This is a genomic window from Streptomyces sp. NPDC050121, from assembly GCF_044460385.1.
GTDB lineage: Bacteria > Actinomycetota > Actinomycetes > Streptomycetales > Streptomycetaceae > Streptomyces > Streptomyces soliscabiei.
The window spans coordinates 1-24,453 of the sequence record NZ_JBITJV010000073.1 but is presented as its reverse complement, the minus strand read 5'-3'; the positions used below and the strand labels follow the sequence as shown (position 1 = coordinate 24,453).

Genomic DNA, 24,453 nt, shown 5'->3' with positions numbered 1-24,453 from the left:
GCGAAGGTTCCTGGTATCTGGGCTGGAACCGGCGACACCTCGGTCCAGATGGTCTTGCCCGTTGGCGTGTACCGGGTTCCCCACCGCTGCGTGAGTTGCGCGACCAGGAACAGTCCTCGGCCGCCCTCGTCCTCCATCGCGGCCCGCCGCAGGTGGGGCGAGGTGTGGCCGCCGTCGGAGACCTCGACGATGAGGCCACGTTCCCGAATGATCCGGAGACACACCGGAGCGCCGCCGTAGCGGATGGCGTTGGTGACCAGTTCGCTGACGACGAGCTCGACGACGAACGATGCGGCTTCGTCAACTCCCCACACGGCCAGCTGGTTGCAGGCCAGCGACCGCGCTCGTGCGACTTCTCCTGGGTCGGAGGCCACATCCCACATCGCCACCAGACTGTCGGCCAGGGCGTGGACGCGGAGCAGCAGCAGTGCGGCGTCGTCCTCGGGGGCTGGGGCAGGAGTCTGGTGATGACCCTGTCGCATGTCTTGTCCAGTTGGCCGTCCGCGGGCCCGGCGAGTGCGGTGCAAAGAGCGCGGACTCCCGCGTCGATGTCCGTCTGACGGTTTTCGACGAGTCCGTCGGTGTAGAGAGCGAGCGTGGCGCCTTCCGGCAGCTCGATGTCGGCGCATTCGAACGGCAGGCCGCCAAGGCCGAGGGGCGGTCCGGCGGGAAGGTTCACCAGCTCGGCGTGTCCGTCGGGGGTGACGAGCACGGGCGGCAGGTGGCCCGCCCGCGCCATGACGCAGTGCCGGGAGACCGGATCATAGATCGCGTACAGGCAGGTGACGCCCAGCGCCTGGTCCTCGGCCTCGGCGGGCCCGGAAGGCGGGGCGCCGGTCCGCGCCACGAGGTCGTCGAGACGGGCGAGCAGTTCGTCCGGCGCGAGGTCGAGCGCCGCGAGCGCCGCGACGGTGGTGCGCACCCGGCCCATGGTGGCGGCCGCGCCCGTGCCGTGGCCGGCGACGTCCCCCACCACCAGCCCGACGCGTGCCCCGGAGAGGGGGATGACGTCGTACCAGTCCCCTCCGACGCCGGCGGGCCCGGCCGCGGGCAGATAGCGGTGAGCGACCTCCACACCCGGCTGCTGGGGCAGGGCGCGCGGGAGTAGATCACGCTGGAGCGTGAGCGCGGTCGCATGTTCTCGGGTGTAGCGGCGGGCGTTGTCCAGGCAGACCGCGGTGCGGGAGACGAGCTCTTCGGCGAGCTGTATCTCCTCGTGCTCGAAGGGGTCGGCGTGTCGGGAGCGTGCGAAGACCACGACGCCCAGGGTGGCGCCACGGGCTTTGAGGGGAAGGGCGAGCGCATGGGCGGCCGCGTCGGTGGCCGGCGCGTTCTCGGCCAGGCACCGCAGGCGGACGGCATCCAGCGCAACGTAGGCGGTGTCCTCGGCTGCGGCGGGATCGGTGCGGGCCACCCGGCACAGAGCGGGGCGGGTGCCGGCGCGCTGCGGTTCCTGCCCGTCCAGGACTGGTTCGAAGACGTCCACGGTGACGGCCTCGGCGAACTCAGGGACCACAAGTTCCGCCAGATCGCCGGCCGTGCGCCGGATGTCCAGGGTCCTTCCGATACTGCCGCTCGCCCGGCTGAGCAAGGCGAGACGCCGGCGCGCCACATAGCGGTCGGTGATATCGAGGCTGGCCTCACAGACTCCGAGCGGCCGGCCGTCCTCGTCCTGAAGCCGGAAGTAGGAACACGACCAGACGCGTTCGTGATGGGGGTCCAGGTGAGTGGTGCTGCGGTAGCGGACGTCGATCACGGGTGCGCCGGTGCGGGCTACGTTCTGGACGATCTCTTCGACGCTCGTGGCTGTCCCCTCCCCCTCCTCCAGCACCTCGCCCTGCGGCAGGATGTCCTTCAGGAACCTGTCGGCAGCGTCCTCCAGCAGGGTTCCGAACTGTCTTTCGATCGCGGTGTTGATCCAGCGCACCCGGGCGTCCGTGTCGTAGACCACCAACTGGACGGGCGCTTCCCGGTCGAGTCCTTCGAGCATGGCTCGGCCGACGGCCTCCCGATGCGCCAGCTCGGCGTCCATGGCCGTCAGCAGCCACCCGGTCGCGCCCGCCCCCAGGACGAGCGGGGTGAGAGACAAGGAGACGGACACCGGGCTGCCGTCACCGCGGCGGACCAGCCGAGGGCCGAGCGACCATGCCGCACCACCGCCACCAGCGGCCGAGACGCCGACACCCGTCTCGGTATCGGCCAGGACGGCGTCGGCTGACCGGCCGAGGACCTCTTCGGACGCCAGAGCGAACAGTTCCTCGGCTCCCCGGCTCCATGCGGTGAACCGCAGGTGCTGGTCCAGCACCGCAGTCGCGCCGACGGGCGTCGGTACAGCTGAGGAAAACCTGCCGTGCGGCCGGACTGGCTGGTCACGCCCTTTGAAAATGCTCGTCATCGCCGCTCCTGAAGTGGGTGCAGGAGAGCTTCGGCTCATTCAATGTACCGCTGGTCGCCCTCGATGACGCCTGCGCGCGATGGGCAGCGAGGAGCCGGCGCAAGGCGTCGAGACTCTCCTCGGTGCGCTCCCGGGCCCCGGACGTGACCTGGTGGAAGACCATGCCTTCCAGGGCCGCGAAGACGATCTCCGTCATCTCCTGCGACACGTCGAAGCAGGCCAGTGCCTCGCGGACGGCATCGCGGTAGGCGTCGTAGAGCAGGTCGACGTGGTGGCGCAGCTCCGGCCGCCGGCTGGATTCGAGCTTCAGCTCGTACTGGAAGGCCTGGACGTCGGGGTCGGCCGCGATGAAGTCGGCCAGGGTCGCGGCGAAGTCCTCGAGCCTTCCGCTGGCGGGCACCAGCGAGGAGGTCTCGATGCTCCGGGTGACGCACCACCGCAGCGCCTCTTCGAGCAGCGTGTCGCGCGAACCGAAGTGGTGGGCGACCAGTCCGTGCGTGACACCGGCTTCGGCGGCCACGGCACGATAGGTCAGTTTCCGCAGGCCGCCGCGGGCCACCACCCTGACCGCCGCTTCCAGGAGCGCCTCCCGTCCTTCGCCGTAACCGGGCCGGGCCTCCTGGCTGGCCTCACCGTCCGTCTCCACCTCGGCAGTCACTCGCCCTCCCTCCTCTGTCTGACCGTTCCCCGAAGCGCAATCTATCCTATTGACAAGTTATCCAGATGGATAGATTCTCGCTGCAGCGCACGTCTCCTCTCTCCACTGGAGTTCCCATGGCCATCCCCGAAGGACTGAGCACCACCCCGTTCGCTCCCCGCTACGCAGACCGAGTCGAGGAGTGGATCGACGTCTACGGCAACGCCGTACCGCTGGCCATCGGTGATCCGGCCGAGGAGTACGAGGCCATCCGCACCGCTGTCGGGGCTTCCGAGTACTCGATGCTCTACAAGTGGCATGTCGAGGGTGAGGATGCGGTCGCCACCGTCGACGCCGTTTTCTCGCGCAGCGTCAAGGGGCTGGGCGCCGGACGCATCGCCTACGGGGTGGTGGCGGATGCCGACGGGATGATGCTGGACGACGTGACGGTGGCCGTCCTCGCGCCCGACCACGTCGTCGTCACCGGCGGCAACCCGGCCACCCAGCAGTCGCTGACCGCCCACGCCCCGGCCGGAACCACCGTCACCGAGCGCCGCGACGAGTCCGCCGTCCTCACCCTGCAGGGCCCGCGCAGCCGCAACGTCCTGCAACGCCTCACCCACGTGGATGTGTCCAACGCCGCGTTCCCCTACTACACCTTCCTGCGCGACGCCCTCATCGGGGGCATTCCCGCACAGGTCAGCCGGCTCGGGTTCACCGCCGAGCTCGGCTACGAGATCCAGGTCCCGCGGGATCGCGCGCTGGAGCTGTGGGACGCGGTCTTCGAGGCCGGAGCGGACCTGGGGATCAAGGCCTTCGGCGCCATCGCCCTGCTGACCTGCCGCACCGAGGCCGGGATGATCATGGGGGAGCTGGAGTACGACCACACGGTCACCCCGTTCGAGTGCCGGATGGGCTGGGCGCTTGATTTTGACAAGGGCCCCTTCCAGGGCCGGGACGCGCTGCTGGCCAAGAAGGACAGCGTCACCGGCCGCGTCGTCAGCGTCGTCGTCGACGCCGCGCCGGAGGCCGCCGAGGGCGCCCGGCTGGAGTTGGACGGCCGGGACATCGGCTACGTGACGATGGCGCTGCCCTCCCCCGTCCTCGACGGAGTCACCCTCGGCCTGGCCCGGGTGCACCGCGACGCCGTGAAGTCCGGCACCGCGCTGACCGCCGTCGCCGCCGACGGCTCCAAGGCCGACGCCACGGTCCGGCCCACCCCCGTGTACGACCCCGAGCGCGCCCGCGTGCGGGCCTGACCCGACGGAGATCCTGACGTGCAACGCTACATTCTCACGCTCCGCTGCCCCGACCAGCCGGGCATCGTCCACGCACTCGCCGCGGGCGTCGCGGAGGCCGACGGCAACATCCTGGAGAGCGCCCAGTTCTCCGATCCCGGCACCGGTATCTTCACCATCCGGGTGTGCCTGGAGACCCCCGAGGCCGACACCGAGAAACTGCGGGACGAACTTGCGCTGCGGCTGGCCCGCTTCGACCCGGTACTGACCGTCCGGCCCGAGGAGCAGCGCCGCCGGGTGCTGCTGATGGTGTCGAAGTTCGACCACTGCCTGGTCGACCTGCTCTACCGCTGGGACCTGGGCGAACTGCCCGTCGACATCCCGCTGATCGTCTCCAACCACCCCGACCTGGAACCGGTCGCGAAGCGGTACGGCATCCCCTTCGTCCACCTCCCCGTCACCCGCGACACCAAGCCCGAGGGGGAGGCCGAGCTGCTGCGGCTGGTGGCCGAGCACCAGGTCGACTTCGTGGTGCTCGCCCGCTACATGCAGGTCCTCTCCGACGACCTGTGCCGCAAGCTGTCCGGGAGAGTCATCAACATCCACCACTCGTTCCTGCCGGGCTTCAAGGGCGCGAAGCCCTACCACCAGGCCCACGACCGGGGCGTCAAACTCATCGGCGCCACCGCCCACTTCGTCACCGCCGACCTGGACGAGGGCCCGATCATCGAGCAGGACGTCGTCCGCGTCGGACATCGTCACTCCGCGCCCGAGCTGGTCGCCATCGGCCGGGACGTCGAGCGGATCGTGCTGGCCCGGGCGGTCCGATTGCACGCGGAGGACCGCGTCGTCCTCACCGGCTCCCGCACCGTCGTCTTCGCCTGACGACCGCACCGAGAGGCTCGTACGACATGACCACCGCAACGCTGCTCGACGGGAAGGCCGCGGCAGCCGACACCAAACGTGAACTCGCCGAACGGGTGGAGATACTGAAGAGCCGGGGCATCGCTCCCGGCCTTGGCACCATCCTGGTCGGCGACGACCCCGCCAGCCACTCCTACGTCGGCGGCAAGCACCGCGACTGCGCCCAGGTCGGCATCGCGTCGATCCGGGTGGAGCTGCCCGGCACGGCCACCCAGGCCGACGTCGAGGCCGCCGTGCTCAAGCTCAACGCCGACCCGGCCTGCACCGGTTTCATCGTCCAGCTGCCGCTGCCGGCCCACATCGACACCCACGCCGTGCTGGAGCTCATCGACCCGGCCAAGGACGCCGACGGGCTCCACCCCGCCAACCTGGGCCGACTCGTGCTGGGCATGCCGGGGCCGCTGCCCTGCACCCCGCGCGGCATCATCGATCTGCTGCGGCGCAACCGCGTGCCCATCACCGGACAGCAGTTCTGCGTCATCGGCTGCGGGCTCACCGTGGGCCGCCCGCTCGGCCTGATGCTGACCCGCAGCACCGAGCACGCCACGGTGACCCTGTGCCACGAGGCCACCCAGGACATCGCTGCCCACGCCCGCGTCGCCGACGTGGTCGTGGCCGCGGCCGGCGTGGCACATCTGGTCAAGCCCGACTGGATCAAGCCGGGCGCCACCGTCCTGTCCGTGGGCATCACCCGGACCGTCGAGGGCATCCTCGGAGACGTCCACCCGGACGTCGACCAGGTCGCGGGCTCCTTCGCGCCGCCGGTCGGCGGAGTGGGGCCGATGACCCGGGCCATGCTGCTGACCAACATCGTCGAGGCGGCGGAGCGCAGCGGCTGACGTCGGCGCATTGCGTGGGGGGCAGGACCATGCGGTCCTGCCCCCCACGCCGTCTGCGTCGCCGTGCGGCCGGAGAGCCGCACGTACACCTACCCGCGACCGGAGTAGGCGGTGTAGCACTCCACCGGGTCCCCCTCGTAGTTCCACGGCCAAGGCGTCACCAGCCCGCCGACCGCGGAGAAGACCGGGTCCGCATCGCCGCTGCGGCCCGCGCGGACGGCGTAGGCGAGCGTTCCCAGGTCCGCGACGGCGGCCGCGTGACGCAGGTGACCTGGTTGCAGCCAGTGGGCCATGCCGTGGTCCAGCAGTCGTGCGGTGTGCGGCTGCGACCAGTACCGGCTCACCCCCAGCGCCTGGATACCGCCGCTGCTTCTTTCGCGGTGGTACTGCCGCACAGCCGCCGTCAGGGGCAGGCATGCCGTCGGCGCGTCCCAGGGCATGACCGCGATGGCATCGTCGAGAAAGTCCCGCAGCGCGGCCTGGCTGCCCTGCTCCTCCGGGGAGAGGTAGCCCAGGATCTGCAGGTGCGCCTCCCGGTGCCATGGATCACGTGCGCGTATCTCCTGCCAGACGGGAGAAAGCTCAGAGCTCGGCCGGCCCAGAAGTCGCAGCGCCGCCAGCGCGGCCACCCACGGGGTCGGATCTGCCGGGGCGGCCTCGGTGGCAGCGCGGCAGATCGCCAGGGCACCCCGCGGATCGGTCGCCAGTTCGGACCAGGTGGCCAGTACCAGGGCGTCCGGGTCGCGGGGCCGGCGCTCGCGCCAGGTCCGGGCCAGCGCGGGCGCGGCCTGCGCGAGGACCCCGACCCGGTGGCAGCGGCGGTCCCAGTCGTCACCGGTGTTCCGCAGGAGCCGCTCCATCTGGGCGATGGCGAGGTCCTGCGGTCCCGGTCCGCGGGCGGCGACGATGCCTCTCAGCACGCGGCCCAGCGGAACGTCGTCGAGTTCGGGGGCGCGGCGGGGTGCCTGTCGCTTGGGGCCAAAGAGAGCCATGTCCTTGTCAGTGTCCGTGGTGGGCGGCGTCAACCAGTGCTTCGAACAGGACCTGCTGGGCCGGGTCCTGGTCCGCGGTGTCCTCGGGGTGCCACTGCACCGCCGCGAACCACCCCGGGTGTCCGGGCAGTTCGAGTCCCTCCACCGTGCCGTCGGCGGCCCGCGCGGTGACCGTGAGCCCGACGCCGATGCGGTCGACTCGCTGATGGTGGTAGCAGGAGACCTCCGTCTTCTCGGTGCCGGTGGCCTGTTCGAGCAGCGTGCCGCGCTGGATCGCGACCGGGTGCACGATATGCCGGTGCTCGCGGTCCGCGCCGCCCATGTCCTGTTCCAGGCTGCCGCCGAGGGCGACGTTCACCACCTGCAGCCCCCGGCAGATCGCGAGCATGGGCAGGCCCGAGTCCAGGGCCCGCCGGGCGACTTCGAGGTCGAACACGTCCTGGAGGTCGTCGACGTCATAGACGCTGTCATGGGTGTCGGTGACGCCGTAGCGGTGCGGGGCCAGGTCCCCGCCGCCCGGAAGCAGCACGCCGTCGAAGCGGGCGAGGCGCTCGGCAACGTCGGCTCTGGCCGGATCGGCTGGATGGATGCTCACCGGCTCACCCCCGGCCCGCCACACGGCCTCGACCAGCGCGCGGGCGTTGACCTCGGCGGCGTAACGGAGCGCGGACGTGGTGGCGGCGAACCGGGCCGGGATCGCGATCAGGGGTCGCGGGTGCGTAGGGGTCACAGCTGGATCCAGGTGGTCTTCAGTTCGGTGTACTTCTCGATGGCGTGGGCGGACTTGTCGCGGCCGTTGCCCGATTGCTTCATGCCGCCGAAGGGGACGGTCAGGTCGCCCTCCTCGTAGCAGTTGACCCAGACCGTCCCGGCCTTGAGCGCACGCGAGACCTTGTGGGCGGTGGACAGGTCGGAGGTCCACAGGCCGGCGGCGAGGCCGTACTCGGTGGCGTTGGCGAGCCGTACCGCCTCGTCGAGGTCGTCGAAGGCCAGGACGGACAGGACCGGGCCGAAGATCTCCTCGCGGGCCAGCCGCATGCCGGGGTCGACCCGGTCGAACACGGTGGGCCGCAGGTAGCTCCCGCCGGTCTCGGCCAGGGTCCGGCCCCCGCCCACGCGCAGCCGGGCGCCTTCGTCCAGGCCGGAGGCGACATGCTCCAGCACCCTGCCGAGGTGGCTGTCGCCGACCAGTGCGCCCATCTCGGTGGCCGGATCGAGCGGGTCGCCCACCCGCAGCTCGCGCGCCCGCGCCACGACGGCCTCGGTGACCTGTTCGGCGATGGAGGAGTGGACCAGCAGCCGGGAGGGGGCGGTGCACATCTCGCCCTGGTTGAAGAAGATGCCCCAGGCCGCGGTCGCCGCGGCCTTCTCCAGGTCGGGGGCGTCGGGCAGCACGATGTTCGGCGACTTGCCTCCGAGTTCGAGCCAGACGCGCTTGAGGTTGGAGTCGGCGGCGTAGCGCAGGAAGTGCCGGCCGACCGCGGTGGAGCCGGTGAAGGCCAGGACATCGACGTCGGGGTGAAGGCCGAGCGCCCGGCCGGCCACCGGCCCGTCACCGGTCACGACGTTGAGGACGCCCGGCGGCAGTCCGGCGTCGGTGGCGGCGCGGCCGAGCAGGAGGGCGGACAGCGGAGAGGACTCCGACGGCTTCAGGACGACCGTGCAGCCGGCGGCGAGCGCGGGAGCGACTTTCCAACTCGCCAGGGTGAGGGGGAAGTTCCATGGCACGACGGCGCCGACGACACCGGTCGGCTCTCGGGTGACGAGAGCGAGCGCGTCCGGTGCGGTGTGCGGGGACTCGTCGGTGAGCTTGTCGGCGAGCTGCCCGTACCAGCGGAAGGTGTTGATCGCGGCGCGCAGTTCGATGGCGTAGGCGTCCGTGATCGGTTTGCCCATCTCCAGGCTCACGGTCAGTGCCAGTTCCTCGCGCCGTTCCTCCAGCAGCTCGGCGATCCGCAGCAGGATCCGGCCGCGCTCGGCGGGCGCCAGGTGCGGCCACGGCCCTGTGTCGAAGGCGCGGCGCGCCGCCGCGACCGCGAGATCGACCTCCGCCTCCCCCGCGTCGGCGACCTGGACCAGGCTCTGGCCGTCGCGCGGGGATATCACGGCGAATGATCCACCGTCACCGGCTTCGCTCCTGCCGTCGATGTGGTGCTGCATGGGCAGGTCAAGCGCCTTGGCGCGGCGCAGCAGTTCCTCGTGGGAGGCGTTCAGCACGCGCTCTCCCCTCCGTTTCATCCGTTTCGTCGGGCGACAGACAACGCACCCGGTCCGGCACAAGGCCCGATACGGCCGGGGCGCAGGCCCCGGCCGTACCGGTGAGGCATCACGGTGTTCAGTCGGTGGTCTCCGCCCGGGACCGCGTCAGCCGGGCGGCGACGACGCCGAGGACCAGCACCACCGGAACGGTGATCTGGAGCCATATGGCCGTCGTCTGGTCACCGCCGATCAGCGTCGTGAAGTTGGCGATGATGAGCCAGATGGCACCCGCGATGCCGAGTGCGCCCAGTACGGGGGCGATCAGCGTGTTCCAGGGGCGGGTGTCGGCGCGCGAGCGGCGGAAGAAGACGACGATCGAGGCCGAGGTCAGGAAGTACAGCAGCATGACGCCGAGGACGGCGACTCCGCTGAACCAGGAGAAGAGGGTCAGCACCGGGTCCTTGCCGAGAATCGCGAAGGGCATCACCAGCAGGACGGAGAGCACGGTCTGCGCCGTGCCCGCGACCCAGGGCGAGTGGCGCCGGTTGATGGCGGTCAGCCCGTGGGGCAGCAGGCCCTCCCGGCCGAGGGAGAACAGGTAGCGGTTGGCGGAGTTGTGGAAGGCCAGGATGCCCGCGAAGAGGGAGGTGGCCAGCAGGATCGGCAGCACGTCGTTCGCCCAGCCGCCGAACAGGGCGGCGATCGGGGCGAAGACGAAGCTTGTCGCGTCGCCGCTCTGCAGCGCCTTGCCCGCATCGCCCGTCACCTGGGACGCGCCGTGCGCCGAGACCAGCATCCACGAGGTGAAGGCGAAGAAGCCCGTGATCACCGCGACCGACAGGTAGGTGGCCCGGGGGACGGTCTTGCGGGGCTCGCGGGCCTCCTCGCCGTAGATGGCGGTGGCCTCGAAGCCGAACATCGAGGCCACGGCGAACATCAGGGCCACACCGGGAGCGCCCTGAAGCGCGGCGGACGGCGAGAAGCTGTCCGTGAAGCCGAGGCCCTCGTGCCCGCCGCCCTTGAACAGGGTCACGAGGGCGAAGGCGATCAGGATGCTGAACTCCGCCAGGACGAAGACGGCGAGGATCTTGGCGCCCATCTCGATGCCCGAGGCACCGAGGACCTGCACGATCACCATGGTGACCAGCGTCCAGACCCACCAGGCGACATGGACGCCCGAGTAGTGCTCGACCAGACCGCTCACCGTGACGCCGTACAGCCCGTACATGGCGGCCTGGACGGCACAGTAGGCGAAGAGGGCGACCCCGGCACTGCCGGAACCGGCCGGGCGGCCGAGCCCCTTGCCGATGTAGGTGTAGAAGGCTCCGGCGTCCACGACATGGCGACCCATGGCGACGAATCCGACGGAGAACAGCAGGATGATGACGCCGGCCGCGAGGTAGGCGGCAGGAGCACCCGCACCGTTGCCGATGGCGACGGCGATCGGCACCGCCCCCGCGATGCCTGTCAGCGGCGCCTGGGCGGAGAGAACGAAGAAGAGAATGCCCAGGACACCGAGAGAATCGGGCTTGAGCCTGCCTGTCATGGATGCATCATGACCGGATTGCGTGGGAATCACAGTCTGACTGTCCACTCGAATCACCTACCGGGGACGGGGAGGGGCGGAGGATTTTGTTTTAGGCCAAACGAGTTGCCTCATGGTGGGCTGGAACTATCCGTTTGGCAAGGGGTTGCGGGGAGATCCTTCTTCGACCGCAGAGGTCTTTGCAGGACCGTGACTCAGAGGGCGGCCCGGTCGGCCGTACCCCGGTGTACGAGTCGTACGACGACCGACTTCGACGTCGGGGTGTTGCTGAGGTCGGCGGTGCTGTCCAGGGGTACGAGGACGTTGGTTTCGGGGAAGTAGGCCGCGCAGCAGCCGCGGGCGGTCGGGTAGGACACGACCCGGAAGTCGGGTGCCACACGTTCGGCGCCGTCGGGGTACTCGCCGACCAGGTCGACCCGGTCGGCATCGGCCAGCTGGAGAGCGGCCAGGTCGTCGGGGTGGACGAAGACCACCCGGCGCCCTCCGTGGATGCCGCGGTAGCGGTCGTCGAGGCCGTAGAGGGTGGTGTTGTACTGGTCGTGGGAGCGGATGGTCTGCAGGAGGAGCCGTCCCTCAGGCACGCGCAGCACGGTCATCGGATTGACGGTGAAGCGGGCCTTGCCGGTCGCGGTCGGGAAGTGCCGGTCGTCCCGTGGCCCGTGCGGCAGGACGAACCCGCCCGGATGGCGTACGCGCCGGTTGAAGTCCTCGACGCCGGGGACGACCCGGGCGATGCGGTCGCGGATCAGGTCGTAGTCCTCCGCCATGGCCCGCCAGGGGACGCTTGGCGGCTCACCGCGGGCGGCGAGCACCCGCTCGGCCAGTTCGCAGACGATCGCCGTCTCCGAGCGCAGCTCGGGCGAGGCGGGCGCCAGGGTACCCCGGGAGGCGTGCACCGAGCTCATCGAGTCCTCGACGGTGACGAACTGCGGTCCGCCGCCGCGCAGGTCGGCCTCGGTACGGCCGAGCGTGGGAAGGATCAGCGCCCGGCGGCCCGTGACCAGGTGGGAGCGGTTGAGCTTGGTGGAGACCTGCACCGTCAGGGCCGTACGGCGCAGGGCCTGCTCGGTGACGGCGGTGTCCGGGGTGGCCGAGACGAAGTTGCCGCCCATGGCGAAGAAGACCTTCACCCTGCCGTCCCGCATGGCGCGGATGGTGTCGACCACGTCAAGCCCGTGGTGACGCGGCATGGGCAGGCCGAACTCCTTCTCCAGCGCGTCCAGGAAGTCGTCCGCGGGCTTCTCGTAGATCCCCATGGTGCGGTCGCCCTGGACGTTGGAGTGGCCGCGCACCGGGCAGACCCCGGCGCCGGGGCGGCCGATGTTGCCGCGCAGGAGGAGGAAGTTGACCACCTCGCGGATGGTCGGTACGGAGTGCTTGTGCTGGGTCAGGCCCATCGCCCAGCACACCACGATCTTCCGGGCCTTCAGCACGCGCTGGTGGATCCGCTCGATCTGCTCGCGCTCCAGGCCCGTGGCCTGAAGGACTTCCGCCCAGGGCGTGGCGCGCACGTCGGCCGCGAACTCCTCGAACCCGTCGGTGTGCTCCTCGACGAACGCACGGTCCACCACCGTGCCCGGGGCCCGGTCCTCGGCCTCCAGCAGAAGCCGGTTCAGGGCCCGGAACAGGGCGAGGTCGCCGCCGAGGCGGATCTGTGCGAACTCGTCCGCCAGCGCGGTGCCCCGGCCGATCATCCCTGAGGGCCGCTGAGGGTTCCTGAAGCGCAGCAGGCCGGCCTCGGGCAGCGGGTTGACCGCCACGACGTGCCCCCCGCCCCGCTTCGTCCGCTCCAGGGCGGAGAGCATGCGGGGATGGTTTGTCCCCGGGTTCTGGCCCACGACGAGGACCAGGTCCGCCTGGTGCAGGTCGTCGAGCGAGACGCTTCCCTTGCCGATCCCGATGGTCTCGGACAGGGCCACGCCGGAGGACTCGTGGCACATGTTCGAGCAGTCCGGCAGGTTGTTCGTGCCCAGTGCGCGCACGAACAGCTGGTAGACGAACGCCGCCTCGTTGCTGGTACGCCCCGAGGTGTAGAAGGACGCCTCGTCCGGCGAGTCCAGCGCGGCCAGTTCCCCGGCCACGATGTCGTACGCCTGTTCCCAGGTCACCGGCGTGTAGTGCCGCGCCCCGGGTGCCAGGTACATGGGGTGGGTGAGCCTGCCCTGCTGGCCCAGCCAGTAGTCGCTGCGCTCCAGCAGCTCCGCCACGCTGTGCTCGGCGAAGAAGGCCGGGGTGACGCGGCGCAGTGTGGCCTCCTCGGCCACCGCCTTGGCGCCGTTCTCGCAGAACTCGGCGGCGTGCCGGTGGTCGCCCTCCGGCCAGGCGCAGCCGGGGCAGTCGAACCCGGTCTTCTGGTTGACGCTCAGCAGGGTCAGCAGGGTCCGCTTGGCACCCATCTGGCGGCCGCCGTGCCGCAGCGACTGGACGACGGCCGGGATGCCGGCCGCGTACTCCTTGGGTGGACCGACGGTCAGACCGCTGTCGCCGGGGTCGTTCTCCGGTGGCCCGGACGCCATCGGTGACATGCCGCGTTCCCGTCTACTCGTGCACCGTGATGGCCTGCAGCGGACAGACCTCGGCGGCCTCGTACAGCTCCTCGGCGCTTGCCTCGTCCACGTCGGCCACGTAGACGTCCGTCGCCTGCGACCGCAGGGACAGGCGTCCCTCGTCGTCCAGCGCGAACAGGTCGGGGGCGGCGTACACGCACTGGCCGTGGTCCTGGCACTTCTTGAGGTCGACTTCGACCTTCATGACTGCTCCTGTCTCTCGCAAGGGGTCGGGGGATCAGAGAAAACGGACGGGGAGGTGGGTGATCGTGCGCAGGAACTCGGTGTGCGCGTAGGCGGGCTCGCCCGCGGGCTCGACCCCGTCGAACCGGTTGACGATCGAGCTGAAGACGATGTCGGCCTCGGCGCGTGCCAGGACCTGGCCGGCGCAGCCGTGCATGCCGGAGCCGAAGGCCAGGTGCTGGCTGGCGGCGACCGGGCGGGTGTGGTCGAAGGTGTCGGGGTCGGCGAAGACCTCGGGGTCGCGGTTGGCGGAGGCGATGAGCAGGGCCAGCGCCTCTCCGGCCGGTACGGTGGTGTCGCCGATGACCGTGTCCTGTGTGGTCAGGCGCACCACCATCGACTCGGGTGTGTCGATCCGCAGGATCTCGTTGATGATGCCGGGCCGTGCCTCCGGCTCGTCCCGGTAGGCGGCGAACAGCTCGGGCCGCTGCGTCATCAGCCAGATGCCGTGGTTGATCAGGTGCTTGACGTCGAGGTGGCCCACGGCGAAGAACAGGAAGATGGTGTAGACGACCTCTTCCTCGGTCATTTTGCCCTCGTCCTGCGCGGCGATGAACGCGTCGATCAGTCCCTCGCCGGGGTGGGCGCGCTTGTAGGCCACGAGCCGGCGGATGTGCTCGGCGAACCAGGCGAACGCCTTCGTGGTGGCGCGGGCCTCCTCGTCGTTGCCGCCGGGGCCGAGGCTCAGTCCGATCTCGTAGGTCTTGCGCTGGATGGTGTCCATCTCGGTCGGCTCGATGCCGAAGATGTGGCAGGTGGTCTCGAAGGTGCACTTCAGGGAGAGGCCGTCGGCCGCGTCCAGGGTGCCGTCGCCCTTCTCGACCTCGTCGAGCACGGCCTGAACGGAGGCGCGCATCACCTTGGACCACTCCTCGACGGCCTTGGGTGTGAACCAGCGGTTGGTGATCCGCCGCAGCCGCGTGTGGTCGGGGGCGTCCTTGCCGAGCATGGTGTGGTGGATCGGGGCGGCCGGCCCGAAGTCGAGCTGCTGCACGCTCAGGCTGGGGTTGCGGATCAGCCGGGCGACGTCCTCGTAGCGGGAGACGACGTACATGCCGACCGGATGCCGGTAGACAGGGTGCTCCTGCCGCAGCCGCGCGTAGTACGGGTACGGGTCCGCACGGAAGCCTGGGTCGCGGAAGGGCAGCAGGTCCTCGGTGGCGGACGCGGGTCCGGCAGTGGCGACGGTCATGTAGTGGCACTCCTCGTATCGGGCGCGAGGCGGAGGGGGAGCTGGGGAGTGGAAGAAGGAGGGGCGAACCAAGGGCCCCGTACCGCCGAGAATTATCCAGCCGGATAATTTCGTCAATACTTCGCGGGCACGTAATCAACTCTTTACGCCGCCGGAAACGGACGAGCCCCCGTCGCCAGGCGACGGGGGCTCGTCCTGACCTGCTGTTATGCAGGGATTGGCAGAGGGCGGCTACTCTGCGTCTCCTGGCTGCCGGGTCAGCAACGACCGCAGTTCCTTCAGCGCGGCCTCGGTGACGTCCGGCTCGTCGAGGACCAGCTGGTGCAGCACGAGACCCTCCAGGGCGGCGAAGACAAGCCGGGTCAGGGCCGGGCTGGTGCCGTCGGGCAGGCTGCGGGACAGCTCCCTCTCCGTGGCCTGGAAGTACTCGTCGTACAGCGCGCGGATCTGCGGCAGCAGCTCGGGCCTGCGTCGGGATTCGAGCATGAGCTCGTACTGGAACGTCTGCATGGCCGGCTCGCGGGTGACCATGTCCGCCAGTCCCGCCGCGAAGTCCGCGAGGTCGCCCGTGCCGGGTTCCAGGGAGCTCGTACTCGCGCTGGTGCGCACTGCGTGTTCGAGGGCTGCCTCGATCAGCGCGTCCCGCGAGCCGAAGTGGTGCACCACGAGCCCGTGCGTGACACCCGCCTCCTCCGCGACGGCGCGATAGGTGAGCTTGCGCAGCCCGCCGCGGGCCACCACGCGCACGGCCGCGTTGAGCAGGGCCTCACGGCCGGTCCCGTAGTCCACGCGCTTGCGGGGCCTGACGGCTGGCTTCTCGGCGGAATCGCTCATGAGCGCGACCCTACCCGTATGCGGGGACCGGCAGACCGTCGCAGGGGCGTCAACGCTTCGGCGGGCGGATGCCGCGGAACTCCCAGTCGCCGCCGAGCGCGGTGGACAGCACTTCCTCCGACTCGGTGGGCTGGGCGCCGACGTCGGTGCGGACGGGAGTGGGGCCGGTGACGATGTGGTTGGTGAGTCTACCGAGGCCCTCCACCTCGACCTCGACGACGTCTCCGGGCTGGACGGGGCGGGAATTGGCCGGGGTGCCGGACAGCAGTACGTCTCCCGGGTACAGGGTGATCGTGCGGGCGATGTCGGCGACGAGGTAGTGCATGTCCCACTTCATCTCGTCCGTCGTACCGTCCTGGACGACCTTCCCGTTGACGTACGTGCGCAGGGCCTTGCCGTGGAAGTCCCAGTCGGTGACCAAGCCGGGGCCGAGGGGGCAGAGGGTGTCGGAGCCCTTGACGCGGAGCATGGAGCCGGCGTCGGTGTCGCGGAAGTCGTGCAGTCCGTAGTCGTTGGCGATGGTGTAGCCGGCGATGTACTCGCCCGCTTCGGCCGGGGAGATGTTGCGCGCGGTCTTCCCGATGACGATGGCGACCTCGCCCTCGTAGTTGAGCCATTTGCAGCCCTCGGGGCGGACGATGGTGCCCTTGTGGGAGTTGAGGGCCGAGGTCGGCTTGTGGAAGTAGGTGGGCGTCTCGGGGAGGTCGATCTGGAACTCGTCGACGCGGCTGCGGTGGTTGAGGTGGACGGCGATGACCTTGGAGGGGACGACCGGGGGCAGGTGCTGTGCGTCCTCGGTCTTGACGCGGCGGCCGTCCCCGGCGACGAGTTCGTCACCGTCGACGGTGACCTGGACGGCGGCGCCGTCGAGGAGGATGCGGCGGTACTCGGGCATGTCACGGACTCCTAGATGCGGCTGTGGGGGGTGAGCGGGGTGGGCAGGCCCGTGCCGGTCCAGCCGTCGGCCGGGCGGTCGAACCAGAGGTGCACCTGGCCGGTGCCGATCGAGTTCTCGTACTCGCCGTACTGACGGGCCTTGGCGACACAGGCGCGCTCGCCGAGGGCACCGGCCATCATCAGGTAGTGGAAGAACTTCGCCTCCGGCTTGTACTTCCAGAACGCGTCCATCGTGTCGAGGACCTTGTCGTGACGGCCCTCCTTGAACCAGGCGATCCGCTCGAAGTCCGCCTCGCGGGCCTCGGGCGTGAAGATGTGCACCGGGTCGCCGGCCTCGTGGTCGCGCAGCTCGCGCAACGGCCAGAAAGTGTGCGAGAGGGCACCGGAGGCGATCAGCAGCACGCGTCGCCCCGGGGTGGCGGCGATACCGTCCGCCAGGGCGCGGCCGAGGCGCAGGTGGTCCTCCATGTCGCCGGTCTGGCAGACGCCGATGGTCACCCACCGCTTGTCGGGCAGCCCCTCGCCGAGGAACTTCCACAGGTTGATGGTGGCGTAGTAGATCGGCAGGTAGTCGTCGTCGATCGCGGTGATCCAGGTGCCGTGCTTGTCGGCGAACTTCGCGATGTTCCCGGCCAGTTCGGGATCACCGGGGAAGTCGTACGGCATCCGGCACATGCCGCGTGGCAGTTCCTCGGAGGTGAACAGGCCGGCGCGGCGGGCTTGCGCGGTGACGACGAACTCGACGGTGGTGGCCCAGTGGGAGTCCAGGACGACGACGGTGTCGTAGTCGTCGCGGGCGAAGACGTCCTGACGGAGCTGGTTCAGGCCGGTGACGAGGGTGATCTCCTTGCCCCCGTTGAGCTCCAGCCGGGTCTCCTCGGGCAGCACGATGGTGGGGACGTGGGCGAGGAGGCCCGCCCCGACGATCTCACCCATGGTTCTTCCATCCGTTCGGGGCGGTCACGGTGTTCTTGACGTCGCAGTAGAAGTCGAAGCTCCAGGTGCCGCCCTCGCGGCCGACGCCGGAAAGCCGGGAGCCGCCGAAGGGGGCCTGCAGGTCGCGGACGAAGAAGCAGTTCACCCACACCGTGCCCGCGACCAGCCGCGCGGTGACGCGCTCGGCGCGCTCGGCGTCGCCCGTGAAGACGGTGGCGGCCAGGCCGAAGCGGGTGCCGTTGGCGAGCCGGACGGCCTCCTCCTCGTCCGTGAAGGTCTGCAGCGTCAGGACAGGGCCGAAGACCTCCTCCTGCACGATCTCGGAGTCCTGGGCCACATCGGTGAGCAGGGTGGGCGCGTAGTACTGGCCGTCCCCCCGGTGGCCGCCGATGACGGCGCGGGCACCGGCGGCCACGGCCCGCTGCACGAACCCGTCGATCTTCTCCAGCTGGCGGGGGTGGATGTTGGGCCCGATGTCGGTGGTCTCGTCGCGCGGATCACCCTGCTTCAGCGCGCTCGCCTTCTCGACGAACCGGCGCGTGAACTCCTCCGCGACCGACTCCTCGACCAGCAGCCGGGTACCAGCCAGGCACACCTGGCCGGCGTTGTCGTACTGCTCCACCGCCAGGCCGACGGCAAGGTCCAGGTCCGCGTCGGCGAACACCAGCAGCGGCGACTTGCCGCCCAGTTCGAGACTCAGGGGCGTGAGGTTCGCGGCCGCCGACTCCGCGATGCGCTTGGCCGTGGGTACCGAGCCGGTGAAGCTGATGCGGCGCACGTCCGGGTGCGAGGTCAACGCGTCGCCGATCTCGGAGCCGTAGCCCTGGACGACGTTCAGGACACCCGCCGGGAGCCCGGCCTCGGCGGCGATGTCGGCCAGCAGGGAGGCGGTCAGCGGCGACCACTCGGCGGGCTTGAGGACGACCGTGTCGCCTGCGGCGAGAGCCGGCGCGACCTTCCAGGTGGCCAGCATGAGCGGGGCGTTCCACGGGGTGATCAGGACGCAGGGGCCGACCGGGTCCCAGCTGACGTGGTTGGTGTGGCCGCGCGTCTCGAAGTCCTCGTGCTCCAGATGGAGCAGCCAGTCCGCGAAGAAGCGGAAGTTGTGGGCGACCCGCGGCATCACCCCACGGCGGTGGGAGCGCAGAAGGGCTCCGTTGTCGGTGGTCTCGACGATGGCGAGCTCTTCGATCCGCTTCTCGACCCCGTCGGCGATCGCGTGCAGGATGCGGGCGCGTTCCGCGCGGGAGGTGGCGGCCCAGGCGGGGAACGCGGCCTTCGCGGCGGCCACGGCGGCGGCCGCCTCCATGGCCGTGCCCCGGGAGATGTCGCCGATCGTGCTGCCGTCGATGGGCGAGACGTCCTCGAACGTCTGTGTAGAGGCGACGCGCTCGCCGCCGATCCAGTGCCGGGTGTCGACGGCGACCCCGGCCACGGTGATGGTGTGTTCGCTCATGCTGTGTTCCTCCGGTCTCGCGAGGTGGTGGGGTCTACTCGGCGCCGGAGGTGCCGGATTCCAGCAGTCGGCCGCCGTCCCAGACGACGCCGACCTGGCGGTAGTAGGCGGCGATCGGCTCGCGGATCTCCAGGCGGGCCAGTTCTTCGGTGGGCGCCTCGAACAGCTCCATCTCGGCGTCGCCGCGCCAGGCCTGTCCCGCCTCGAAGGACGCGGCGCCCGACTCGATCAGCTCGTCCAGGGCGAGGCCCTTGCCCTTCTCGATGGAGGGCAGCCAGCGGTGGTGGGCCATCGGGTGGGCGTTGACGAAGCCGTTCGTCTCCGACGGCTCGCGCAGGGTGACCACGGTGTGGGCGAGGCGCCGGTCGGCGGCGGCGAGCGTGGCTCCGAAACGGGCCCCCGCCTCGATGCGCGGGGCGGGGCCGTACGGGTGCGGGCGCGTCTGGTGGATCGAGCCGAGCTTCTTCGGGTAGCCCTGGTGCAGCCCGCGCGCGATGGCGAAGTCCTTGTCGACCCAGATGTAGACGCAGCGCGAGTAGGTCTGTCCCCGGTACTTGCAGCGGACGACCGCGAAGGCCTCCTTGTACTGGGAGAGCACCGGGTCGAGCAGTTCCTCGCCGGAGGCCGAGCAGGACTGCCAGTCGGCCCAGATCAGCGCCACCGCGCCCGGGTCCTCGTCAGCGAGCTCCAAGGGCTCGGGAAGCAGTTCACGCACGCGTGCCGGGTCGGTGCGGTACTCGACGGTGAGCAGGTCACCGGAGTACCGCCAGGGCGGTGAGGGGATCAGCGACGAGGCTCCGCTCGCCGTCTTGGGGAAGAAGAATCCACGGACGGTGGTCATGTCAGCAAAGTCCTTGAGGGGTGAGGGCGGGCTGCTTGAGCAGTTCGGCGCGGTAGCGGGAGGCGGCGGCCGCCGCGGCCTGACCGCCGAGGGCGACGACACCGGCCAGCCGGCCGCCGGCGTGGTAGCCGACGACGACGTCACCGTCGAGGTCGCCTTCGAGTACGCGCACGTCCTCCTTGCCGAGCACCGGAGCCCCGAAGGACTGCAGGCGGAAGTCGTGCTGGTCGCTCCAGAAGGTGGGCAGCGGCGCGAACGGGGACAGGTCGTGGCCGGTGCCGGTCAACGCGGTGACGAGGGTCTTCGCGGCGTGCTTGGCGGTGTCCGTGGGGATGCACCAGTGCTCCACACGGCGCGGTACGCCGTCGTAGCGGGCGTTGGGGAAACGGGCGACGTCACCGACGGCCACCACGTCGGGCCGTCCGCCGACGCGCAGGTGCTCGTCGGCGAGGACGCCGTCGCTCAGGTCGAGGCCGTTGCCGTCCAGCCACTCGGTGTTGGCGACCGAGCCGACCGACTCGACCACCACGTCGGCGGGCAGGACGGTGCCGTCGCCGAGGGCGACGCCGGTGACGTGGTCGTCGCCGGTGAAGCCGGTCACGCCCGTGCCGAGGGCGAAGCGCACGCCGCGTTCCTCGTGGCGCTTCAGCAGGGCCTTGGCGAGGAGCTCGCCGAGGGGGCCGACCATCGGCAGCGGCAGCGGGTCGACGACGGTCACCTCGCGGGCGCCCAGAGCGACGGCGGTGGCGGCGACCTCGCAGCCGATGAAGCCGCCTCCGACGACGACCACCCGTGCTCCGGGCCTGGTGAGGGCCTGTCGCAGGCCCTGCGCGTCGTCGATGGTGCGGACCGTGTGCCGGCCCGCGAGCGGGCCGGGGCAGCGCAGGCGCCGGGGCCGCATTCCGGTGGCGACGACCAGTCCGTCGTAGGAGAGTGCCTCGCCGTCGTCGAACTCGACGATGTTCTCAGCGAGCCGCGCGGCGACGACCTTGGTGCCCAGCCGCCACTGAGCGTCGGCCACGCTCGCCCGCGGGCGGAAGGCGAGGGACTCGAAGGGTGCCTTGCCGGCCAGGACCTCCTTGGACAGAGGTGGCCGGTTGTAGGGCATATGCGGCTCGTCACCGACGAGCGTGATGGCTCCGGTCCAGCCGGCGGCCCGCAGCTGCTCGGCCGCGCGCAGGCCGGCCATGGAGGCGCCGGCCACGACGATGCGTGCGTTCATCATCAGCCCTCGAGACGGATGGCCTGGAGCGGGCACACGTCGGCGGCTTCCTCGACCTCGTCGCGCAGCGCGTCGTCGGGGTCGGAGACGTACGCCAGGTGGCCGCTGTCGTCCATGGAGAAGACATCGGGGGCGGCGAAGACGCACTGGCCGTGGTCCTGGCACTTGTTCATGTCGACGACGACCTTCATGGCCGGTCCTCCTGAAAGTGAGGGCGTCGGGGCGGGGGCAAGGGGGAGGAAGAGGGGCCCGACCGGCGTCGGCCGGGCCCCGGCCAAGAGCCCGGCAACTGACCGGACCCCTACTCATTTGGCTTCAAACAACATAGGAAGCCGCCCACCCCTGGTCAATACCTATCCATGCGGATAATTTTTTTTCCATCCCCTCTTGCGGGGTGCTCGTAGCCCTCATACCGTTTGGCACCAAACAAGTCAGCCCTGTGCCCCCACCAGCACCGGCCCTCTGGCTTCCCTCGCCACCCACATCCCCCAAGCGCCCGAGGAGACATCGGTGAGCGCAGCTCCAACCCCCAGCGTCCGTCAGCACATGCAGCGGCTCGCCGCCGAGGGCATCGACGTGGTGCGCGTGACCTATCCCGATCTCATCGGCACCGACCGTGCACGCGACATCCTGCTGGACCACCTGCCGTCGGCCTGCGACCACGGCCTGGCCTTCTGCCGGGCCGTCTACCACACCAGCCCCCAGGGCGACGTGGTCGCCGTCTCCGGCGGTCTCGACGCCGGCCTGCCCGACATCACCGTGCGACCGGACCTGGACAGCCTGGTCCCCCTCCCCTGGGAGCCCGGCGTCGCGTCCTGCCTCGCCGACGTCACCGACCCGGCCACCGGCCTGCCCGCACCGGAGTCGCCCCGCGATCTGCTGCGCACCGTCCTCGCCCGGTGTGCCGAACACGGCCTGCGTCCGGTGGTCGGCCCCGAGCTCGAGTACTTCCTCTGCGACGAGGACCCTGCCTCCCCGAGCGGCTGGAAGCGCTACTCGGGCGCCGCCGGCGTCGTCTACACCGCCGGTCTGCGCGCCGACGGCGACAATCATCTGCTCCGCACGCTGCGTCTGCTGCGGGACATGAACATCGGCGTGACCAGCGGAAACCACGAGTTCGACGGCGGCCAGTTCGAGATCAACCTCACCCACTCCGACGCCCTGTCCGCCGCGGACCGTGCCTTCCGCTTCAAGTCCGCGATCAAGGAGCTGGCCCGGAAGGAGGGGAAACTCGCCACCTTCATGGCCAAGCCGTTCAACGACGCCGGAGGCTCCGGTTTCCACCTCCATCTGTCATGCGACAGCTCCGACGAGGAAGGCGCCGGTAACGCCTTCGACGATCCCGCAGGGCCGTACGGGCTGTCCTCCACCGCCCGCCACGCCGTCGCCGGCATCCTCGCCCACGCCCCGGCCCTGGCCGCACTGGCCAACCCGACCGTGAACTCCTACAAGCGTTTCGGCCCGGACACCCTCGCGCCCTGGCTGATCGACTGGGGCCTGGACAACCGCAGCGCCATGGTCCGCATCCCGCCCGAGCGCGGCTCCGGCGCACGGTTCGAACTGCGTCTCGGTGACGCCAGCGCCAACCCGTACCTGCTGATCGCGGGCACAGTCGCCGCCGCGCTGCTCGGGGTTCTGACCGGCGAGGAGCCCCCCGCCCCCTTGGAGGGGTACGGCTACGACACCGCAAGGGCAGCCGTGCTGCCCATGAGCCTGTCGGCCGCGCTGGACGCCCTGGAAGCGGACACGGAACTGACCGACGTCCTCGGCAAGGACTTCACCGACTCCTTCCTCTCCTACAAGCGCAACGAGATCGATCGCTTCCAACGGCACGTCACCGACTGGGAGTTCACCGAGTACGCCTACCACCTGTGACGACTGGGAGCCATGCGATGACGACTGAGACCCCGACCGCCGCCGTGAACGAGCCGATGCCGCTTGCGGACGTCAACCTCGCCGACCTGGACAACTTCACCGACGGCATCACCCCATGGCGTATGTTCCACACCCTGCGCCACCAGGACCCGGTGCACTGGCAGCCCGAGGAGGCCCCCAACTCCGGCTTCTGGGCGGTGACCCGGCACGCCGACATCGCCCGCGTCGACCGCGACGCCGAGACCTTCACCTCGATGAAGTTCGTGAACCTCGAAGAGGTCGACGAGGACCAGATCAAGACGCGTGCCTCCATCCTGGAGCTGGACGGAGTACGCCACCGCGCCATGCGCAGCCTGCTCCAGCGCCAGTTCGGCGCGAGCGTCATCAACAGCTACACCGACTTCCTGCGCGGCCTGACCGCCACCACGCTGGACGCGGCCCTGGCCAAGGGGACCTTCGACTTCGTCAAGGAGGTCTCCGCCGACTTCCCCATCAACGTCCTCGCCCGCCTCCTCGACGTTCCGCCGGAGGACAACCAGCAGCTCATCGACTGGGGCAACCGCATCATCGGCAACACCGACCCCGACTACGCCGACGTCCTGCTGGACAGCGCGGAGAGCGAGCAGTACCGGCACCTGCCCTTCCGCTCGCCCGCCTCGCTGGAGGTCTTCGAGTACGGCCGCGAGTTGGCCCGACAGCGGCGCGGCGGCGACGGCACCGACCTGGTGTCGAAGCTGGTGAACACCACCCCGAAGGACGGTGTGCCGCTCACGCCGCAGGACTTCGACAACTACTTCCTGCTCCTCGTCGTGGCCGGCAACGAGACCACCCGCCACACCATCACCCACTCCATGCTGGGCCTGCTCCAGCACCCCGAGCAGCTGGCCCGGCTTCAGGAGGACCCGTCCCTGATCCCCGTCGCGGTGGAGGAGTTCCTGCGCTGGGCGTCGCCCGTCTACCACTTCCGCCGCACGGCGACCCGTGACGTGGAATTGGGCGGCAAGCGCATCAAGGAGGGCGACAAGGTCGTCATGTGGTACGCCTCCGGCAACCGCGACGAGGAGGTCTTCGGCAACCCGTACGACTTCGACGTCGCCCGCGCCGACAACGACCATGTGACCTTCGGCAAGGGCAGCCCGCACCTGTGCCTGGGCAACCTGCTCGCCCGCACCGAGATCCGCATCATGTTCGAGGAGCTCATCCCGAGGATCGCCGACATCCGTCTGACCGGCGAAGTCCCGCGCGTGCGCTCCAACTTCGTCAACGGCATCAAAAAGCTGCCGGTCGCAGTCACCCTCGCCTGACCGCCTTTCCGAGCCGCCCAGAAGGTGCGGCCGCCCGGGGCGCCCCGCCCCGCACGAGCGGCCGCACCTCTCGTCCGCCCGCCAGAACACTCGGCCCGAGGATCACCACGATGACCACTCCCCGCATGCAGCTCGTCCTGAGCGAGAACTGGACGATGACCGGAGGCCGCGCGGATCTGCCGACCGTGATCCGCTGGGCCCGCGAGGCCGAGGACGCCGGATTCGACTCGGTCATGATCAGCGAACACATCGTGCTCGGCCCCGACGCCGGAGCAGGCGGCGTGATGGGCAACCCCCGCGACTACGCCCTGCCCGGCAACCAGGACCCCCACACCCC

At 70.2% G+C, this 24,453-nt stretch carries 21 protein-coding genes and 2 pseudogenes; 6 read left to right on the top strand and 17 right to left on the bottom strand.

Annotated features, from left to right (window positions below):
• From ACIBTS_RS47735 to ACIBTS_RS47725, 3 genes and pseudogenes are all read right to left on the bottom strand, one after another.
• Window positions 1-383 (bottom strand): ATP-binding protein (locus ACIBTS_RS47735; RefSeq protein WP_399328021.1); only part of this gene is annotated, 383 nt, incomplete at its 3' end.
• Between the two features lie 128 nt (window positions 384-511).
• Window positions 512-1,990: pseudogene (locus ACIBTS_RS47730) on the bottom strand (SpoIIE family protein phosphatase); the annotation flags it as partial.
• A gap of 379 nt (window positions 1,991-2,369) precedes the next feature.
• Window positions 2,370-3,053 (bottom strand): TetR/AcrR family transcriptional regulator, encoded by a 684-nt coding sequence (locus ACIBTS_RS47725; protein ID WP_399328017.1) that lies wholly within the window; start codon window positions 3,051-3,053, stop codon window positions 2,370-2,372.
• A gap of 116 nt (window positions 3,054-3,169) precedes the next feature.
• Between ACIBTS_RS47725 and ACIBTS_RS47720 the strand changes: the two genes are divergently transcribed.
• From ACIBTS_RS47720 to ACIBTS_RS47710, 3 genes are read left to right on the top strand one after another with little or no spacing between them, the layout of a single operon-like run.
• Complete coding sequence (locus tag ACIBTS_RS47720; RefSeq protein ID WP_399328015.1) at window positions 3,170-4,291, top strand: aminomethyltransferase family protein; 1,122 nt, start codon at window positions 3,170-3,172, stop codon at window positions 4,289-4,291.
• Window positions 4,292-4,309: 18 nt separating this feature from the next.
• Window positions 4,310-5,155: a formyltetrahydrofolate deformylase gene (purU, locus tag ACIBTS_RS47715; RefSeq protein WP_399328013.1), complete on the top strand. Its 846-nt coding sequence runs from the start codon at window positions 4,310-4,312 to the stop codon at window positions 5,153-5,155.
• A gap of 26 nt (window positions 5,156-5,181) precedes the next feature.
• The gene (locus ACIBTS_RS47710) at window positions 5,182-6,033 is read left to right on the top strand and encodes a bifunctional methylenetetrahydrofolate dehydrogenase/methenyltetrahydrofolate cyclohydrolase (protein WP_399328010.1); all 852 of its coding nucleotides are present in this window, start codon (window positions 5,182-5,184) and stop codon (window positions 6,031-6,033) included.
• 89 nt (window positions 6,034-6,122) lie between these two features.
• Here ACIBTS_RS47710 and ACIBTS_RS47705 read toward each other — a convergent pair whose 3' ends face one another.
• The 14 genes from ACIBTS_RS47705 to ACIBTS_RS47640 all read right to left on the bottom strand — a co-directional run bounded on the left by ACIBTS_RS47705 (window position 6,123) and on the right by ACIBTS_RS47640 (window position 21,128).
• Window positions 6,123-7,025: a hypothetical protein gene (locus tag ACIBTS_RS47705; RefSeq protein ID WP_399328008.1), complete on the bottom strand. Its 903-nt coding sequence runs from the start codon at window positions 7,023-7,025 to the stop codon at window positions 6,123-6,125.
• A 7-nt stretch (window positions 7,026-7,032) separates the two neighbouring features.
• Window positions 7,033-7,755 carry a gamma-glutamyl-gamma-aminobutyrate hydrolase family protein gene (locus ACIBTS_RS47700; RefSeq protein WP_399328006.1) on the bottom strand — a complete coding sequence of 241 codons (723 nt, stop codon included), beginning with the start codon at window positions 7,753-7,755 and terminating at the stop codon, window positions 7,033-7,035.
• Window positions 7,752-9,263: an aldehyde dehydrogenase gene (locus tag ACIBTS_RS47695; RefSeq protein WP_399328004.1), complete on the bottom strand. Its 1,512-nt coding sequence runs from the start codon at window positions 9,261-9,263 to the stop codon at window positions 7,752-7,754. The genes ACIBTS_RS47700 and ACIBTS_RS47695 overlap by 4 nt, the downstream gene beginning before the upstream one ends.
• 97 nt (window positions 9,264-9,360) lie before the next feature.
• A complete protein-coding gene (locus tag ACIBTS_RS47690; protein WP_399328002.1) occupies window positions 9,361-10,770 on the bottom strand; it encodes an APC family permease in 1,410 nt (469 codons plus the stop codon).
• A gap of 194 nt (window positions 10,771-10,964) precedes the next feature.
• The gene (locus ACIBTS_RS47685; RefSeq protein WP_399328019.1) at window positions 10,965-13,286 is read right to left on the bottom strand and encodes an FdhF/YdeP family oxidoreductase; all 2,322 of its coding nucleotides are present in this window, start codon (window positions 13,284-13,286) and stop codon (window positions 10,965-10,967) included.
• A 22-nt stretch (window positions 13,287-13,308) separates the two neighbouring features.
• Complete coding sequence (locus ACIBTS_RS47680) at window positions 13,309-13,521, bottom strand: ferredoxin (protein WP_266587592.1); 213 nt, start codon at window positions 13,519-13,521, stop codon at window positions 13,309-13,311.
• Between the two features lie 33 nt (window positions 13,522-13,554).
• Window positions 13,555-14,751: a cytochrome P450 gene (locus ACIBTS_RS47675; protein WP_399328000.1), complete on the bottom strand. Its 1,197-nt coding sequence runs from the start codon at window positions 14,749-14,751 to the stop codon at window positions 13,555-13,557.
• Between the two features lie 231 nt (window positions 14,752-14,982).
• The gene (locus ACIBTS_RS47670; protein WP_399327998.1) at window positions 14,983-15,585 is read right to left on the bottom strand and encodes a TetR/AcrR family transcriptional regulator; all 603 of its coding nucleotides are present in this window, start codon (window positions 15,583-15,585) and stop codon (window positions 14,983-14,985) included.
• A gap of 49 nt (window positions 15,586-15,634) precedes the next feature.
• Entirely contained in the window at window positions 15,635-16,480 is an 846-nt protein-coding gene (locus ACIBTS_RS47665) for a fumarylacetoacetate hydrolase family protein (RefSeq protein ID WP_399327996.1), read from the bottom strand.
• A gap of 11 nt (window positions 16,481-16,491) precedes the next feature.
• Window positions 16,492-17,418 (bottom strand): 3,4-dihydroxyphenylacetate 2,3-dioxygenase, encoded by a 927-nt coding sequence (locus tag ACIBTS_RS47660; RefSeq protein ID WP_399327994.1) that lies wholly within the window; start codon window positions 17,416-17,418, stop codon window positions 16,492-16,494.
• Window positions 17,411-18,874 carry an aldehyde dehydrogenase gene (locus tag ACIBTS_RS47655; RefSeq protein WP_399327992.1) on the bottom strand — a complete coding sequence of 488 codons (1,464 nt, stop codon included), beginning with the start codon at window positions 18,872-18,874 and terminating at the stop codon, window positions 17,411-17,413. Before ACIBTS_RS47655 ends, ACIBTS_RS47660 begins: the two co-directional genes overlap by 8 nt.
• 34 nt (window positions 18,875-18,908) lie before the next feature.
• Window positions 18,909-19,715 carry an acetoacetate decarboxylase family protein gene (locus ACIBTS_RS47650; protein WP_399327990.1) on the bottom strand — a complete coding sequence of 269 codons (807 nt, stop codon included), beginning with the start codon at window positions 19,713-19,715 and terminating at the stop codon, window positions 18,909-18,911.
• 1 nt (window position 19,716) lies between these two features.
• On the bottom strand, window positions 19,717-20,937 hold the full coding sequence (locus tag ACIBTS_RS47645) for an NAD(P)/FAD-dependent oxidoreductase (RefSeq protein ID WP_399327988.1): 1,221 nt from the start codon (window positions 20,935-20,937) through the stop codon (window positions 19,717-19,719).
• A gap of 2 nt (window positions 20,938-20,939) precedes the next feature.
• Window positions 20,940-21,128 carry a ferredoxin gene (locus tag ACIBTS_RS47640; RefSeq protein WP_189786220.1) on the bottom strand — a complete coding sequence of 63 codons (189 nt, stop codon included), beginning with the start codon at window positions 21,126-21,128 and terminating at the stop codon, window positions 20,940-20,942.
• A 319-nt stretch (window positions 21,129-21,447) separates the two neighbouring features.
• Here ACIBTS_RS47640 and ACIBTS_RS47635 point away from each other — a divergent pair, with 319 nt between their 5' ends.
• From ACIBTS_RS47635 to ACIBTS_RS47625, 3 genes and pseudogenes are all read left to right on the top strand, one after another.
• Window positions 21,448-22,812 (top strand): glutamine synthetase family protein, encoded by a 1,365-nt coding sequence (locus ACIBTS_RS47635; protein WP_399327986.1) that lies wholly within the window; start codon window positions 21,448-21,450, stop codon window positions 22,810-22,812.
• Window positions 22,813-22,829: 17 nt separating this feature from the next.
• Entirely contained in the window at window positions 22,830-24,116 is a 1,287-nt protein-coding gene (locus ACIBTS_RS47630; RefSeq protein WP_399327984.1) for a cytochrome P450, read from the top strand.
• A gap of 110 nt (window positions 24,117-24,226) precedes the next feature.
• Window positions 24,227-24,453 (top strand): annotated as a pseudogene (locus tag ACIBTS_RS47625) (F420-dependent oxidoreductase); the annotation flags it as partial.